The sequence below is a fragment of the Roseobacter sp. AzwK-3b genome (genome assembly GCF_000170875.1).
Taxonomy (GTDB): Bacteria; Pseudomonadota; Alphaproteobacteria; order Rhodobacterales; family Rhodobacteraceae; genus Roseovarius; species Roseovarius litoreus.
Genome location: NZ_ABCR01000001.1, coordinates 355,795 through 370,221 on the forward strand (window position 1 = coordinate 355,795; position 14,427 = coordinate 370,221).

The following is a 14,427-nucleotide window of genomic DNA, read 5'->3' on the forward strand; positions in this document are numbered from 1 at the left end:
GAAAGGCGGCGCGGCATGACGACAGCATTGGTGACAGGGGCCGGAAAACGGCTGGGGCGCGCGATGGCGCTGGAACTGGCGCGGCGCGGGCATGATGTGGCGGTGCATTACGCCTCGAGCCGCGATGAAGCCGAGGCCGTCGCCACCGAGATCCGCGGCCTTGGGCAAAACGCCGTAACCGTGCAGGCCGATCTGCTGGACGAGGCGCAGATACAGCGCCTTTTGCCAGATGCCGCCAGCAGGCTCGGGGCGCCGATCACCTGCCTGATCAACAACGCGTCGATTTTCGAGTATGACACTATCCAGAGCGCCACCCGCGACAGTTGGGATCGGCATATGGAAAGCAATCTGCGCGCGCCCTTCGTACTCACGCAGGCGATGGCGGCCCAGGTGCCCGCGCCCGACCAGTGCGAGATGGGCGAGCCGGTGGCGCGCGGGCTGGTCATCAACATGATCGACCAGCGGGTGCGCAAGCTGACGCCCGAGTTCATGACCTATACGCTGGCCAAGATGGGTCTTTGGGCCTTCACCCAGACCGCTGCACAGGCGCTTGCCCCCCATATCCGGGTCAATGCCATAGGCCCCGGTCCGACCCTGCAGGGGCATCGACAGACCGAGACGCATTTCCAGAGACAGCGCCAGTCCACCGTTCTGGGACGCGGCGCCAACCCCGCCGACATCACCGCCGCATTGGCATATTTCCTTGATGCACCGGCAGTTACCGGACAATTGCTCTGCGTTGATGGCGGGCAGCATCTGGGCTGGCAGACACCGGATGTTCTGGGTGTCGAATGACACACGTCGTGCAACCGCGGGCCGGAGTTGTGCACTTCAAAGATGAGCCTGAAAAACTTGTTACAAAAATTTTAATGTTTTCAATATTTTGCACAGGTCAAAAGTATTTATTATTTGATTTCAAAGAGTTGCAAAAGCGCCTATTTTTTGTGCAAGCCAAGGAAGGCATGTCAGCACAAAGAAAATTTCCCCTGCCCCCAAACTTGCCCCCACAGTTATCCACAGGTTTCGTGGACAGCTTTTCTCTTGTCCACAGCGCGATAAGATTGCAGGCACACCAGAGAATCATATCCCAGCCTCATGCCCGAGCAGACATCTGATATCGCGCCCAAGACCGGCCACGACGTCATTCAGTCTTACCTGAAGACGCTCGACTCGTCGCCGGGGGTCTACCGCATGCTCGATGCGCAGGCGCGGGTGCTCTATGTCGGAAAGGCGCGCAATTTGCGGGCGCGGGTGTCGAACTATGCCCGCCCGTCGGGGCATACCGCGCGCATCGACCGGATGATCCGCGAGACAGCGTCGATGATGTTCCTAACGACCTCGACCGAGACCGAGGCGCTGCTTCTGGAACAGAACCTCATCAAGCAGCTCAAGCCGCGCTACAACGTGCTCTTGCGCGACGACAAGAGCTTTCCGAACATCCTTGTGACCGGGCATGAGTTTCCGATGATCAAGAAGCATCGCGGCGCCAAGAAGGAGAAAGGCCACTACTACGGCCCCTTCGCCAGTGCTGGCGCGGTGAATCGGACCCTGTCGCATTTGCAGCGCGCGTTTCAGCTGCGCAATTGCACCGACACGCAATTCGAAAGCCGCACCCGACCCTGCCTGCAATACCAGATCAAGCGCTGCACCGCGCCCTGTGTCGGCTATATCGACAAGGCCGATTATGCGGCGGCGGTGAAGGATGCCGAACGCTACCTGTCGGGCCGCTCCACCGAGATCCAGACCAAGCTGAAGGCCGAGATGGCCGAAGCTGCCGAGGCGATGGAATACGAACGCGCCGCGGCGCTGCGCGACCGGATCAAGGCGCTGACGCAGGTCCAGACCGCACAGGGCATCAACCCGCGCACCGTGACCGAGGCAGATATCCTGGCGCTGCATCTGGAAAAAGGGCAGGCCTGCGTTCAGGTGTTCTTCATCCGGGCCGGGCAGAACTGGGGCAACCGTGATTTCTATCCGCGCGTCGGAGCCGATGTGGAAGAGGCCGAGGTGCTCGAGGCGTTCATCGGCCAGTTCTATGACAGCAAGGACCCCGCACGACAGTTGATCCTGTCGCACCCGATCGAAAATGCCGATCTGATGACCGAGGCGCTGAGCGGCAAACTGGGCCGCAAGGTCGAGCTTCTGGTCCCGCAGCGTGGTGAAAAGGCCGAGCTGGTGGATGCCGCCCTGCGCAATGCCCGCGAAAGCCTTGCCCGCAAGATGGCCGAGACGGCGACACAGGCAAAGCTGCTCAAGGGGCTGGCCGAGGCGTTCGATCTGCCGGATCCTCCCAAGCGGGTCGAGGTCTATGACAACTCGCATATCCAGGGCGCACACGCGGTGGGCGCGATGATCGTGGCGGGGCCAGACGGCTTCATGAAGAACAGCTATCGCAAGTTCAACATCCGGGGTGATGAGCTGACGCCGGGGGACGATTTCGGGATGATGAAAGAGGTGCTGACGCGACGTTTCAAACGCCTGCTCAAGGAAGACCCCGAGCGCGATCAGGGCCATTGGCCCGATCTTCTGCTGATTGATGGGGGGGCGGGACAAGTCAGTGCCGTGGCTCAGATCATGCGCGAGCTGGGGGTCGAGGACATCCCGATGGTCGGCGTGGCCAAGGGGGTGGACCGCGACCACGGCAAGGAAGAATTCCACCGCACCGGCAAACGCCCCATGGCGTTGCAGCGCAATGACCCTGTCTTGTATTTCGTCCAGCGGATGCGCGACGAGGCGCATCGCTTTGCCATCGGCACCCATCGCGCGAAACGGGCCAAGGCTATGGGCGCCACGCCGCTGGACGACATTCCCGGTGTGGGGGCCGCACGCAAACGCGCTTTGCTCGCGCATTTCGGCAGCGCCAAGGCGGTGAGTCGCGCCAATCTGTCCGACCTCAAGGCCGTGGAGGGCGTGTCCGAGGGGCTGGCCCAGAAAGTCTATGATTTCTTCCATGAAAAAGGCTGATCCCGTGGCGCTTTCCCTTTGGTCGCGTTGCGGGTAGAACCTCACGCATGACGTGGAACCTGCCCAATCTGCTGACTGTTCTGAGGCTGCTGGCCGCCCCCGGCGTGGCGGTGATGTTCTTGTATTTCCACCGGCCCTGGGCGGACTGGTTCGCGCTGACGCTGTTCATCAGCGCGGCGATCACAGACTGGTTCGACGGTTATCTTGCAAGGGCTTGGAAACAGACGACAAAGCTGGGAGCGATGCTGGACCCCATCGCCGACAAGGCGATGGTGGTGATCGCTCTGATGGTGATCGTGGGATATTCGAGCATGTCGCCATGGCTGGTGTTGCCGGCGACCGTCATCCTGTTCCGCGAGGTTTTCGTGAGTGGGCTGCGGGAATATCTGGGGGATACGGCCGGAACGCTCAAGGTCACGCAATTGGCCAAGTGGAAGACCACGGCGCAGATGGTGGCGATTGCGGTCTTGTTTGCACAGGGTGTGTTCGAGCATTATTTCGGTGCGGATACGCCGGGCGCGGTGTTGCTGGGCCATGCAGGGTTGTGGCTGTTGTGGATCGCAGCTGCGCTGACATTGGTGACAGGCTATGATTACCTCAGAAAATCAACGCCTTACCTGAAGGACTAAGATCATGGATGTGCTCTATTTCGCATGGGTCAGGGAACGGATCGGGCGGCCTAAGGACCGGATCGAGACGCAGGCGGCCACGGTGCGCGATCTGGTCGAGGAATTGCGCGCCCGCGAAGAGCGCTATGCCGCCGCGTTCGAGGATCTGAGCGCGCTGCGGGTGGCGGTGGATCAGGAGCTTTCGGATTTCGACGCCTCTCTGGCCGGGGTCAGGGAAGTGGCGTTTTTCCCACCAATGACAGGGGGTTAGGCGATATGGACATCCGTGTTCAAGAGGCCACTTTCGATCTTGGGGACGAGGCCCGCGCCTTTGCCGAACGGCAAAGGGGGATGGGGGCTGTGGTGACGTTTACCGGGATCGTGCGGGATCTGGATGGGGGCGATCTGGACGTGATGGAGATCGAGCATTACCCCGGAATGACCGAAGCGGCGATTGAAAAGATCGGACAAGAGGCGCTAAGCCGCTGGAATCTTGGTGATATTCTGGTGATTCATCGCTATGGGCGGCTGCGGCCAGATGATCTTATCATGATGGTGGCCACCTCGGCGCGGCATCGGGTCGATGCATTCCAAGGCGCTGAATTCCTTATGGATTTCCTGAAATCCCGGGCGCCGTTCTGGAAAAAGGAAGTCACCGGGCAGGAGGCGGCCTGGGTCGCGGCACGCGACGAGGATGAGGACGCTCTGAGCCGTTGGTGAGCAGGCGCTTTGCGTAGGGTTCGTACGAAACCTACGCGGGTTTGGGACGATCCGACGGGTCATCCTGCGCATTTGTGTCCATCCCGTACACAAATGCCCTTTTGGTGCCCCTGAGTGACCATAGGTTCCGCTTGCCGGGGCCGCTGATCCGGGTCACCGCTTGTGCGGGTTTCACACGGGGGACAAGGCCCTGCGAGCCGGGCTTTTCCGGACTTTTGCAGCAATGAGGTGAACCGCCGCTGCTGCTGCCGCTTGCTCAACCGGCAAATTTACGGTCCGATGGATCATCACGCCGCCTACCTTCGGCACCGCCAATCACATCGACGATCATGAAAGGATCTGACACCGTGGGAATAGTTTTCAATTTTGAAAACCCGAGCATCACCCTGACGCTAACCTCGGCTGTCGTCGCCGGATGGACGGGGCGAGACCACGCGGCGGTGCAGCACCACATTGATGAGCTGTCCGAGCTTGGCATCGCGCCACCCAGTTCGGTGCCGCTGTACTATCGCGTCTCAACCGCGCTGTTGACCCAATCGGACAGGATCGAGGTTCTGGGCGAAGGCTCTTCGGGCGAGGTGGAGCCCTTGTTGATCCGGGCGGGCGGCAAAACCTATTTCGGCCTTGCGTCCGATCATACCGATCGCGATCTGGAGGCTTATTCGGTTGCCGCGTCCAAGCAGGCTTGTGCCAAACCTGTCTCATCCAGTTTGTGGGACTTTGACGACATTGCCGGTCATCTCGATGATATCCGCTTGCGCTGCTGGATCGAAGAGAACGGGCAAGAGGTTCTGTATCAGGAGGGAACCCTGGCCGGCATTCGCCCGCTCGAAGAGCTGTGCGCCGGGGCCGGGTTTGCCGACGGGACAGCCATGCTATGCGGCACCTTCCCCGCAATCGGAGGGGTGCGCCCCGCCCTGTCCTATCGCATGGAGGTGTCGGACCCGCACCGCGGCAAAACCATGAGCCTGTCCTACACCGTCGAGACGCTGCCGATTGTTGCCTGACGTGCCAAGGCGCATCACGAAGCGCTTCAGTCGAAAACACAGCCATGATTGAGGTTGTCGCGCATTAACCGCTGCGCCAAAGTCCCGCGCGCGACGGAAACCTCGGCCAGATAGGCCGTCTTGCAAAGGGCATAGCTGCGGGCCTCGGCCACGGCCTGTGCGCTGGTGATCTCCACACAGCGCAGGCTTTGGCCTGCGCGATACTGTGCCAACCGGTCGATATCAGGCGAAATGACGGTGGCGATCTTGGGATAGCCGCCTGTGGTTTGATGGTCGGCCAACAGCACCGTCGGCACGCCGTCTCCAGAGACCTGCACCGACCCGCGCACGATGGGTTCCGACGGGATGGAAAGCGCCCCGGCCAAGGGCAGCGTCGGCCCTTTCAGGCGCATTCCCATCCGGTCATAGGCGTCCGAGACGGTAAAGCTGTCCGACAGAAACCGCGCCACGGTCTCTTTCGCGAAATGCTGATCTTGCGGACCGGTCACGACCCGGATTGGCCCGGATGCCTGAAAGTCCGGCTTCTGGATGTCCCCCAGACGATCCTCGCGCAGGGATGCGTCGGACAGGGTGATCGTTTGTCCGGTTTGCAAGGCCCCGCCGCCGAAACCGGATGTCGAATGCGTCGCCTGACGGCCCAACCACTCGGGCGCCATGATCCGACCCGCGACGGCAAGATAGGCCCAGCTTCCCGCCTTGCCTGCGGTGATCGACAAACGCTCGCCCTTTTGAACCGTCAGCACCGTCCACGAGCGGGTCTTCTGAGTCCCAAGCTGGACGGTAAAATCGCCCCCCGCAATGGCCACTGTCACCGGCCCTTGGGTGCATTGGAGGATCAATCCGCCCAACGAGATTTCGATCCCCGTCTGCCCGCTTTCGTTGCCAAGGGCGGCATTGGCTGCGTCAAACGCCAGCCGGTCCATGGCCCCGGATGCAGGAACGCCGAACCGCATGTGACCGGGTCGGCCCGCATCCTGCAGCGTGACCAGCGGGCCTGCGAAGGCGACGGTGAACGCTGCCTCAGCCATCGGCGCCTGCCTTGGTCAGCTTTGCAAAGGTCGCGGCGTCGATCCTTTCGAAGGTCACCCGGTCCCCGACATCGAACAGGAACGGATGATCCGGATCGCCTGTCAGGATCGCCGTGGGGGAGCGACCGATGATCGACCAGCCAGTGGGCATTGTCAGCGTCGTGACAAGGCATTGCGGCCCGGCGATAATCACGCTGCCGGCGGGCACATCGCGCACCGGCGCGGGTTTGCGGGGGACCTGAATGGCGTCCGGGATGCCCGACAAGTACGCATATCCCGGTGCGAAACCGTACATCAGCACGCGAAAATCCCCGGCCAGATGGGCCTTGATCACCGCCTCCGGCGCAAGGCCCGTTGCCGCGCTCACGGCCTCCAGATCGGGCGAAAACGGCGCGTCGTAACACACCTGCACTATGCGGGACGTTCCCGCAGACGGGGCCTCGATCGTCGCCCGCAGGCAGCCCTCCACATGGGTCTTGATGGCGTCATGATCCGTCGCGATGGGATCGAAGGACACCAGCAGGTTGACCATGGCAGGGACGGTTTCGATCATGCCCTCTGGCGGGTCTGCACCAAGCGCCGCATCCAGCGCCAGCACCGCGCCATGCGCGCTGTCCGAGATTTCGTCAGCGAAGGTCACAAGCAATGCGTGATCGGCGATGGCTTTGAACTCTGGGCTCATGTGATCCTCAGGTGCCCATGAAAGATGCGATTTGAACGCCTTGCGCCATCAACCGATCGCGGATTTCAAGGGCCATCGCCAAGGCACCGGGACTGTCGCCATGCACGCAGATCGACTGCGCCGCAAGCTCGATCGGGTCACCGTCGACCACGGGCATCCTCCCGGTTTCAAGGAACGACACCAGACGCGCCGCCGCCTCGCCGGCATCGTGGATCATGGCACCCGCCTGGTCGCGCGGCACCAGTTGGCCCGATGACAGATAGCCGCGATCTGCAAAGATCTCGGAATAGACGCTCAAGCCTGCCGCACGGGCCGCGTGTTCGGTCTGGGTGCCGGAGATCGCAGAACCGCCATATCGGTCGATCCTGTGAACGGCAGCCATGATGGCATCGGCCACGGTACGATCCCTTGCGGCAAGGTCGCCAGCGCGCCATGCGGTTTGACATAGGCCACCGGCACGCCAACCAATGCGGCCACGCCCTGCAAGGCGCCGATCTGGGCCGCGCACATGCGCGTGATCTCATCCAGGGACATGGGGATCACCCGCCGTCCGAACCCGATCGGGTCAGCGTATCCCGGATGGGCACCCACGGACACGCCCTTGTCATGCGCCAGCGAAAGCGTGCGAAACATGGTTTCGGGATCACCGGCATGACCGCCACAGGCGATATTCGCAGAGGTGACGATGGACAGGATCTGCGCATCATCGCCCATGTCCCAAGGGCCGAATCCTTCGCCCAAATCCGAATTCAGGTCGATGCGCATGGCCTAAGTCCTATTGCAAGGTGGTGGGCAGGAACAACGCGATGTTGGGGAACGCGATCAGCAAAAGCGCCATGGCCAGCATCGTCAGGCAGTAGGGGATTGCGCCCAGCATGACCTCGTTCAGGCTTCCTGACTTGCGCGCCCCTTGCACAACGTAAAGGTTCAGACCGACGGGCGGGGTGATCAGCGCCATTTCGATCAGCACGATCATCAGGATACCGAACCAGATCACATCATAGCCCTGCACAAGGACCATGGGCACGATGATCGGGATCGTCACCACCATGAGCGACAGGGTTTCGATGAAAAAGCCCAGCACGATGTAAAGGACGACCACCACAAGGATGAAGCCCAAGGGCGACAGGCCCAGCCCTTCCATGAATGCCGTCAGCTCGCGGCCCAATCCGGCCGATGCCAGCGTGAAATTCAGGAACGCCGCGCCCATGACGATCAGCATGATCATCGAGGTGATCTTGATGGTCCCGGTCAGGCTTTTCTTCAGCATTTCCCATGACACGCCGCCAAAGGCGAAAGCGATCAGGAACGCGCCTGCAACGCCCACGGCGGCGGCCTCGGTTGGGGTGGCCCAGCCACGATAGATCGACCCGACGATCAGCCCGAACAGGATCAGGATCGGGATCAGGTCGACCAGCGCTCGCAGCATCTGCGCAAACGGGAATGTCCGGCGTACACCGCCCAGCTCCGGGCGAATGGTGCAGATGATCGCCGTCACAGCCATGAACGCCAAAGCCAGCGCGATACCGGGGATCAGACCCGCGAGAAACAGTTGCGGGATCGAAGACTGTGTCAGGAAGCCATAGACAATCAGGTTGATCGACGGCGGGATCATGATCCCCAGCGTGCCGCCAGCCGCAATCGCCCCCGAAAAGAGCTTGGGATCATAGCCAAGCTTTTCGGCCTGTGGCATGGCCACGGTCGCCACCGTGGCTGCCGTCGCGACAGACGACCCCGAGGTTGCCGAAAACATCGTGGCGGTCGCCACATTGGCATGGACCAATCCACCGGGCAGCCAGCTGACCCAGCGATCAAGCGCGGCATAGGTGCGCGTGGCGACCCCGCTGCGCACAAGCACTTCTCCCAACAGCACGAAAAACGGGATGGCGATCAGCGTCGCGGAATTGGACGAGGACCAGACCATGTTGCCCAGACCGCGCGTCAATGGAAAACTCGAAAAGAAGGTATCAACCCCGAAGCCCAGCAGGAAAAGGACGATGCCAACCGGAATGGACAGGGCCAGCAATCCCAGAAGCCCGACAGAAACAAACCCGATCATTGCAGTGTCTCCTGCTCGGCAAAGGCGCCGACCATGGCTTCGCTGTCCTCATAGCGGCGTTTGATGAGCAGGCTGAGCGCGGCGAGCGTTGTCAGGCATGACATGACCGCAAACCAGACCCAGCCTGCAAACCAGGGAAGCTGAACCCAGGCGAGCGGCGTCTCGAGCGGCGTATTGGCCCGCGATCCCATGGTCAGGGAACGTTCCAGAACCGGCCACGCCTTGATCGCGATGGTGATGATCACACCGGACATCACGATCATCGAAAACACATCCATCAAGGCGCGCCCGAAACTTTGAAAGCGTGACCGCAGCAGGTCAATGCGGACATGCCCCAGCTCCAGCAGCGTGTAGGACATGCCCCACGAGGTCGCGAGCGCCATGGCGTAACCTGCGATTTCCTCGGTCCCGCCAAGGGACGCACCTGTTTGGCGCATGATGATATCGAGCAGCACAAAGGCCGCGCAGGCAAGCAGGCCAAAGCCAACGGCCAGCGCCACCCCCCTGTTGATCACCCGAAGGCCGTGAATCATCTTGCGTTCCATGCTCAGTACGTCCCCTGTCAGTCGCTCAAGGTCGCAAGACCTTACTTGATTGTCACGCCGACAACCTGGCCCACGCTGTCATTCCAGCGTTGTGCCCAGTCGCCGCCCGCGCGCTCGGCCCATTCCGGCAGAACCTCACTGGTGAGGATCTCGCGTGCACGGGCGAAATCGGCGTCACTCACCTCCACGAGGGTCATGGAGCGTGCCTCACCCGCCGGGCACTCGCCATTGCCGGTCAGGCAGGCGATGTCGTTGACCAGAGCGTTCTGCGCGCTGTCCCATGCGGGGTCTTCGAAGCCGCTGGCGATTTCGCTGGTGATCAGCGCCTGCATGTCGGCATCGAGGCTGTTCCATTTGTCCAGGTTGATCGCGGTGACCACCGAATCCCAGCCACCCAGCGGGATCGGCAACAGGTGTGTGGACACTTCCCACCAGCCCGCGCTGTAGCCCGAGCCTGCACCGGTGACCGCGCAATCGACGACGCCGTTCTGCAATGCGCCCGGAACTTCGGCGAAGGACACGTTCACGCCCTCGGCCCCCAGAGCCTCGAGCAGTTTGGCGGTCATACGGCCTGATGCGCGCACCTTGAGACCTTCGAGATCGGCAAGGCTCGAAATCTCGTGGTTGCAGAACACGACCTGCGGCGGATAGGGCGCGATGGCCAGCACGTGGCTGTTGAAACGATCACGGTAAATGTCCGAGACCATGGGGCGGGCCGCGTCCACCATGGCGCGCGCCTCATCCGCGGTCAGCGCCACAAGCGGCACATCAAGCCCTTCAAGCTCGGGCGCGTCGGCCACCGCATAATCGGCCACGGTCATGGCGACATCGTAAACGCCCTGTCCCAGCAGCGGATAGATATCGCCCAGTCCAAGGCTCATCTGGTTGTGGGTCGTCAGCTCGACCGTGATGGCGCCACCCGACGCTTCGGGCAGGGTGGTGGACCAGAACGGCGTTTCGTATTCCTTGTGCAGTGGCAGGCCGGACCAGCTGCCCACAACGGACAGGTTTTCCGCATAAGCCGGCGCGGCCAGTGCCGCTGTTGCGGCGATAATCGGGATCATTTTCTTCATGGTCTTCGTCTCCTTGTTGGTTTTTTGGTCTTCACGTGAGGATTGTTGTTTCGGCGTCTTCGGCCACATCGGCGATCAGCATGTGACCGGGCGAATGCGTGATGCAGATCGGCAGTGCGGCCTCCAGCAGCACGTTCTGCGGGGTGACACCACAAGCCCAATAGACGGGGATTTCACCGTCCCTGATCTCGACCGCGTCGCCCCAATCAGGGGCGGACAGATCGGAAATGCCGATGGTTGCGGGGTCGCCGACCGCGATGGGCGCACCGTGGGCTTGCGGATAACGGCGGCTGATCTCGCGCGTGGCGTCAACCTGTTCGGCGGGGATCGGGCGCATGGTCACCACCATCTGCCCGCCAAACCGCCCCGCAGGCACCAGATCGATGTTGGATTTGAACATGGGCACGTTGCGGCCGGTTTCCAGATGGCGCACGGGAATACCATGCCGCACCAGCGCATTTTCAAAGGTGAACGAACACCCCAAAGCCACCGTCACCAGATCGGCGGTCCAGACGTCCGAAATATCGGTGACTTCCTCGCTCAACGTGCCGCCCCGAAACACGCGGTACCGGGCGACATCCGTGCGAATGTCGATGTCGCGGCCCAGTGTGGGCAGCGTGGCATCACCGCTGTCACCGACGCCCACAATGGGACAGGGCTTGGGATTGCGCAGACAAAACCGCAGGAAATCGAGCGCGTATTGCTCCGGCAGAATGGCAAGGTTGCATTGCAGCTTTCCAGCCGCCAACCCGGCCGTGTGGCCTGTATAGGCACCGCTGCGGATCGCGGCACGGACATCTGCGGCAGAGGCGCCAATCAGATCGCTATGTGAAACTGCGGTTGTGGTCACGCTGGCCCCCCGATTATCCGTCTCAGCATCACATGGCGTCAGGCCCTCAATCAAATTATCATTTTATATCTGTGGTGATAGATTTTTTATATCTACTTCGGATGCGACCTGTCCCAGTCCACAGCCACCGCACGCGCCATGTCCGCACTTTTTTCAACAAGAAAACTCCGGGGCTCGGATAAATAGGACGCCGTGAACGACAGCGGCTTTGGCCGGAACCCCGGATCGAATTCCACGATCTGCCCGGAGGCAAGGAAATCATTCGCCAGCGCGCGGGGGTACGGCCCGACAGCGATTCCCGCCGCGATCATCTTCAGGCTCGCTGACAGCGAAGCCGAGGTGAACACCCGCAATTTCGGCCCCACCCGGCGCGACAATTCCGACATCAGTTCACGGTAGGGCCGTGTCTGGCTGGAGTATGAAATGACCGGGATCTGGGTGAGGTCGGTCTGCGTGTTGGCGGCGGCGCGGTACCAATGCAGATCAAAAGACGGCAAATCGACGTTCTCCACCGAAAATTCCGACACCGGCCCCATCAAAAGGGCAAGGTCCAGCTTCCGCTCCAGCAGCGATGACCGCAGATTGAGAGAGATATCCACCGTAAGATCCACGTTCACCCGGGGGTAGTGTTCGCTGAGCGCCTTGAGGAAATCCGGCAACCAGGCTTGCGCGATCGTCTCGGAGGCGCCGACGCGGAACAGGCCCTCGGTCTCGGAGGGGTTGGCGACGCGCTGCTTGATCTCTTCCTCGACGAACAGCATCTGTTCGACATAGGACAACAGCAATGTGCCGTGTTTGGTCAGGACCAACTCACCCATGCCGCGCTCGAACAAGGGCACCCGCAGCTCTTGTTCCAGTTTGGCGATGCGCGTGGAGATGGCGGGTTGCGACAGGTTCAACCGCTCTGCCGCGCGACGAAACCCGCCAAGACGGGCCACCCAGAGGAATGTTTTGATCTGATCGAATGTCATGACCCATTCATAGATTGGATCACTCGGGCCGCAAAGCGATTGAAGCGTTCCAGGGCGCTGACGTCCTGATGCACTGGATGTGACCCGAGGTTTCGCTTGCCGGAGCCGCTGATCCGGGTCACGTCTTGTCCGGATTTCAGACAGGGGACGAGGCCATGAGCGCGTTGATCCAGAACTATGTCGAGGCATTGACGCCCAAGGTGGCCGGCACGCTGCGCGGGACGGCGAAACTGGTGATTTCGGGCGAGGGGGCGGTGATGCTGGACGAGACCGGCGCGCGGGCCTGCGATGTGGCCGATGAAGCCGACGTGGCGCTGATCGCCAGCGACGCGGTGTTCCGGGCGATCCTGTCGGGCGATCAGAACCCGGTGATGGCGGTGATGGGCGGCAAGCTCAAGGTCGAGGGCAGCGCGCAACGGGCGCTGAAGGTGAGCGGGATTTTGGTGGGGTGATTGGGGGGTGATTTGACGTTGGCTCAATCGCGACCGATAGGATCGCTAGGTAAATACACAAATAGCATGATCCGCCTAATACCGACTAGGGCTGCAGTGGCTTTATTGTTCTGAGAACAAAACAAACGGGTTAGGATGTTCCCGAGATGATCAAGATACCCTACGAAATCGAGTCTGCTCATAAAATAAGTGAGACGGATGCTCCAGATAGCTTAGACTGTTGCGTTAAGTTCAATCATTGCAAGATTGAGGTACCGTTCACTGCTATGGCCACGGACAGCGAGGCGCACGGTCGAAGCCTCTACAAACGTCTGAGAGCTGGCGAGTTTGGAAAAAGTCACCCGAAGGGCAGTTTCGCCCGGATTTCTAGTGCCGTGAAGAGTCCTAGAGAAATAAGTCTGTCGCAACAATCCATTAAACTTATGTTGCAAGGGATACAGGAAGGCAACCTTGAGAACTCACGCGGTACACCGCGTGGCATTGTCCTTGTCTGGAGTGCTTTGTTGGAGATCGCGCTCGGGGAAGTCATTCGGTCAAGGCTTCCAGGTGACGCCGTTGGCAAGACGCTTGGTGCGAAAATTCAACAACTTAAGGAGAAGGGTGTCTTGACCCAAGCCGAAGACTATAGAGACTTAGTAGCCATAAAAAACATAAGAAACCACGCAGCTCACAACCTAAGATTTTCACGTTTTGAGCATTTGCAAGACGATAAGAAGGCACTCGAAGGCTATAGTACGCTTTATGCTGGATACGCCGAGGCGATGTACCATGAGGTTAGCGATCTTCTTTTTGTGGCTAGGTTTGTTTTTAGTCCGTCCTGCCTTGCGTCCATTGAACGCGTTTTGCGTATGAAAAATCAGGCGATAAAATCTTAAACGCTTACTGCTAGAACCGCGCACCAGAATAGAAAATACCAATTAGGTTTTGGAAACTTGCAATTGCTGTTTCGTGCATTTTTCTGTCGATAGCAGAGTTGCCGCTCTGGTCAAACCGATCCAAAATCAACCCATCACCCCACCCCCCCGGCAAGCCCTCCACGTCAAAGCACAAGACCGCCCTCGCCTGTCCGCGGGCTGGCGATATAACCTTGGATCGGGGCGCTTGATGGCTGCCGTGTCATCGCATCATTCAGTCGATGCGCTTGCGTCAGCCAATCGCCTGCCCGGGGGGCGGACAGGCGGTGGCGGGCGGCCTAAAGGCCGCTATTCCGCCGGGTGAGGGTATTGGGCGGAAGGATGACGTGGGGCGTCGGCTGGCAATGCGACCGTGGATCGGGGCGCTTGATGGTTGCCGTGTCATCGCTTCATTCCGTCGGCGCGCTTGCGTCACCCTATCGCCTGACCGGGGGGGCGGACAGGCGGTGGCGGGCTGGGTTGAGGGACGTTGCTCCCACCGGGGGAGGCGGCTCGTGAGGAACGAAGACGGCAAGGCGAGAGGAATGATGCGCTTCGGGGTGGGCCGGGAGCGG

17 protein-coding genes and 1 pseudogene are annotated in these 14,427 nt (G+C 60.8%); 9 read left to right on the forward strand and 9 right to left on the reverse strand.

The genetic code is table 11. The features are described 5' to 3' along the window. Positions 1–9: 9 nt before the first annotated feature. The 7 genes and pseudogenes from RAZWK3B_RS01545 to RAZWK3B_RS01570 form a co-directional block, all read left to right on the forward strand. Positions 10–795 (forward strand): annotated as a pseudogene (locus RAZWK3B_RS01545) (SDR family oxidoreductase); the annotation flags it as partial. Beyond that, positions 792–1,115, forward strand: a complete 324-nt coding sequence (locus RAZWK3B_RS20970) for a hypothetical protein (RefSeq protein ID WP_157132103.1) — start codon at positions 792–794, stop codon at positions 1,113–1,115. The pseudogene RAZWK3B_RS01545 and the gene RAZWK3B_RS20970, both read left to right, overlap by 4 nt. Further along, on the forward strand, positions 1,096–2,964 hold the full coding sequence (gene uvrC, locus RAZWK3B_RS01550; protein WP_007811583.1) for an excinuclease ABC subunit UvrC: 1,869 nt from the start codon (positions 1,096–1,098) through the stop codon (positions 2,962–2,964). The genes RAZWK3B_RS20970 and uvrC overlap by 20 nt, the downstream gene beginning before the upstream one ends. A gap of 47 nt (positions 2,965–3,011) precedes the next feature. Then, entirely contained in the window at positions 3,012–3,593 is a 582-nt protein-coding gene (gene pgsA, locus RAZWK3B_RS01555; protein ID WP_007811586.1) for a CDP-diacylglycerol--glycerol-3-phosphate 3-phosphatidyltransferase, read from the forward strand. 4 nt (positions 3,594–3,597) lie between these two features. Beyond that, entirely contained in the window at positions 3,598–3,843 is a 246-nt protein-coding gene (gene moaD / locus RAZWK3B_RS01560; protein WP_007811588.1) for a molybdopterin converting factor subunit 1, read from the forward strand. 5 nt (positions 3,844–3,848) lie between these two features. Beyond that, a complete protein-coding gene (locus RAZWK3B_RS01565; protein ID WP_007811590.1) occupies positions 3,849–4,292 on the forward strand; it encodes a molybdenum cofactor biosynthesis protein MoaE in 444 nt (147 codons plus the stop codon). 329 nt (positions 4,293–4,621) lie between these two features. Next, positions 4,622–5,299, forward strand: coding sequence for a DUF2848 domain-containing protein (locus RAZWK3B_RS01570; RefSeq protein WP_007811592.1), 678 nt, complete (start codon positions 4,622–4,624; stop codon positions 5,297–5,299). A 26-nt stretch (positions 5,300–5,325) separates the two neighbouring features. Here RAZWK3B_RS01570 and RAZWK3B_RS01575 read toward each other — a convergent pair whose 3' ends face one another. From RAZWK3B_RS01575 to RAZWK3B_RS01610, 9 genes are all read right to left on the reverse strand, one after another. Then, positions 5,326–6,327, reverse strand: coding sequence for a 5-oxoprolinase subunit C family protein (locus tag RAZWK3B_RS01575; RefSeq protein ID WP_007811593.1), 1,002 nt, complete (start codon positions 6,325–6,327; stop codon positions 5,326–5,328). Then, positions 6,320–7,009: a 5-oxoprolinase subunit B family protein gene (locus RAZWK3B_RS01580; RefSeq protein WP_007811595.1), complete on the reverse strand. Its 690-nt coding sequence runs from the start codon at positions 7,007–7,009 to the stop codon at positions 6,320–6,322. Before RAZWK3B_RS01580 ends, RAZWK3B_RS01575 begins: the two co-directional genes overlap by 8 nt. Positions 7,010–7,016: 7 nt before the next feature. Beyond that, entirely contained in the window at positions 7,017–7,391 is a 375-nt protein-coding gene (locus RAZWK3B_RS21775) for a LamB/YcsF family protein (protein ID WP_286131755.1), read from the reverse strand. After that, complete coding sequence (locus tag RAZWK3B_RS21780) at positions 7,304–7,774, reverse strand: 5-oxoprolinase subunit PxpA (RefSeq protein WP_007811599.1); 471 nt, start codon at positions 7,772–7,774, stop codon at positions 7,304–7,306. Before RAZWK3B_RS21780 ends, RAZWK3B_RS21775 begins: the two co-directional genes overlap by 88 nt. Before the next feature lie 10 nt (positions 7,775–7,784). Further along, on the reverse strand, positions 7,785–9,068 hold the full coding sequence (locus RAZWK3B_RS01590; RefSeq protein WP_007811601.1) for a TRAP transporter large permease: 1,284 nt from the start codon (positions 9,066–9,068) through the stop codon (positions 7,785–7,787). Further along, entirely contained in the window at positions 9,065–9,613 is a 549-nt protein-coding gene (locus RAZWK3B_RS01595; protein ID WP_007811603.1) for a TRAP transporter small permease subunit, read from the reverse strand. Before RAZWK3B_RS01595 ends, RAZWK3B_RS01590 begins: the two co-directional genes overlap by 4 nt. Positions 9,614–9,654: 41 nt before the next feature. Beyond that, positions 9,655–10,686: a TRAP transporter substrate-binding protein gene (locus RAZWK3B_RS01600; RefSeq protein ID WP_007811606.1), complete on the reverse strand. Its 1,032-nt coding sequence runs from the start codon at positions 10,684–10,686 to the stop codon at positions 9,655–9,657. Between the two features lie 31 nt (positions 10,687–10,717). Then, positions 10,718–11,536, reverse strand: a complete 819-nt coding sequence (locus RAZWK3B_RS01605) for a putative hydro-lyase (RefSeq protein ID WP_037294778.1) — start codon at positions 11,534–11,536, stop codon at positions 10,718–10,720. 92 nt (positions 11,537–11,628) lie between these two features. Then, positions 11,629–12,507, reverse strand: coding sequence for a LysR family transcriptional regulator (locus RAZWK3B_RS01610; protein ID WP_007811610.1), 879 nt, complete (start codon positions 12,505–12,507; stop codon positions 11,629–11,631). A gap of 155 nt (positions 12,508–12,662) precedes the next feature. Here RAZWK3B_RS01610 and RAZWK3B_RS01615 point away from each other — a divergent pair, with 155 nt between their 5' ends. Together RAZWK3B_RS01615 and RAZWK3B_RS20065 are read left to right on the forward strand one after the other, a co-directional pair. Next, positions 12,663–12,959 (forward strand): SCP2 sterol-binding domain-containing protein, encoded by a 297-nt coding sequence (locus tag RAZWK3B_RS01615; RefSeq protein WP_007811611.1) that lies wholly within the window; start codon positions 12,663–12,665, stop codon positions 12,957–12,959. A 146-nt stretch (positions 12,960–13,105) separates the two neighbouring features. After that, a complete protein-coding gene (locus RAZWK3B_RS20065; RefSeq protein WP_007811613.1) occupies positions 13,106–13,834 on the forward strand; it encodes a DUF4145 domain-containing protein in 729 nt (242 codons plus the stop codon). Positions 13,835–14,427: the final 593 nt, after the last annotated feature.

Excerpts from the sequence above, each read along its gene's own strand:
- uvrC (WP_007811583.1), top strand. The coding sequence starts at position 1,096 with ATGCCCGAGCAGACATCTGATATCGCGCCCAAGACCGGCCACGACGTC.
- moaD (WP_007811588.1), top strand. The coding sequence starts at position 3,598 with ATGGATGTGCTCTATTTCGCATGGGTCAGGGAACGGATCGGGCGGCCT.
- RAZWK3B_RS01615 (WP_007811611.1), top strand. The coding sequence starts at position 12,663 with ATGAGCGCGTTGATCCAGAACTATGTCGAGGCATTGACGCCCAAGGTG.
- RAZWK3B_RS01590 (WP_007811601.1), bottom strand. The coding sequence starts at position 9,068 with ATGATCGGGTTTGTTTCTGTCGGGCTTCTGGGATTGCTGGCCCTGTCC.
- RAZWK3B_RS01580 (WP_007811595.1), bottom strand. The coding sequence starts at position 7,009 with ATGAGCCCAGAGTTCAAAGCCATCGCCGATCACGCATTGCTTGTGACC.
- RAZWK3B_RS01600 (WP_007811606.1), bottom strand. The coding sequence starts at position 10,686 with ATGAAGAAAATGATCCCGATTATCGCCGCAACAGCGGCACTGGCCGCG.
- RAZWK3B_RS01575 (WP_007811593.1), bottom strand. The coding sequence starts at position 6,327 with ATGGCTGAGGCAGCGTTCACCGTCGCCTTCGCAGGCCCGCTGGTCACG.
- RAZWK3B_RS01565 (WP_007811590.1), top strand. The coding sequence starts at position 3,849 with ATGGACATCCGTGTTCAAGAGGCCACTTTCGATCTTGGGGACGAGGCC.
- pgsA (WP_007811586.1), top strand. The coding sequence starts at position 3,012 with ATGACGTGGAACCTGCCCAATCTGCTGACTGTTCTGAGGCTGCTGGCC.
- RAZWK3B_RS21775 (WP_286131755.1), bottom strand. The coding sequence starts at position 7,391 with ATGGCTGCCGTTCACAGGATCGACCGATATGGCGGTTCTGCGATCTCC.
- RAZWK3B_RS01610 (WP_007811610.1), bottom strand. The coding sequence starts at position 12,507 with ATGACATTCGATCAGATCAAAACATTCCTCTGGGTGGCCCGTCTTGGC.
- RAZWK3B_RS20065 (WP_007811613.1), top strand. The coding sequence starts at position 13,106 with ATGATCAAGATACCCTACGAAATCGAGTCTGCTCATAAAATAAGTGAG.
- RAZWK3B_RS01570 (WP_007811592.1), top strand. The coding sequence starts at position 4,622 with ATGAAAGGATCTGACACCGTGGGAATAGTTTTCAATTTTGAAAACCCG.
- RAZWK3B_RS01595 (WP_007811603.1), bottom strand. The coding sequence starts at position 9,613 with ATGGAACGCAAGATGATTCACGGCCTTCGGGTGATCAACAGGGGGGTG.
- RAZWK3B_RS21780 (WP_007811599.1), bottom strand. The coding sequence starts at position 7,774 with ATGCGCATCGACCTGAATTCGGATTTGGGCGAAGGATTCGGCCCTTGG.
- RAZWK3B_RS20970 (WP_157132103.1), top strand. The coding sequence starts at position 792 with ATGACACACGTCGTGCAACCGCGGGCCGGAGTTGTGCACTTCAAAGAT.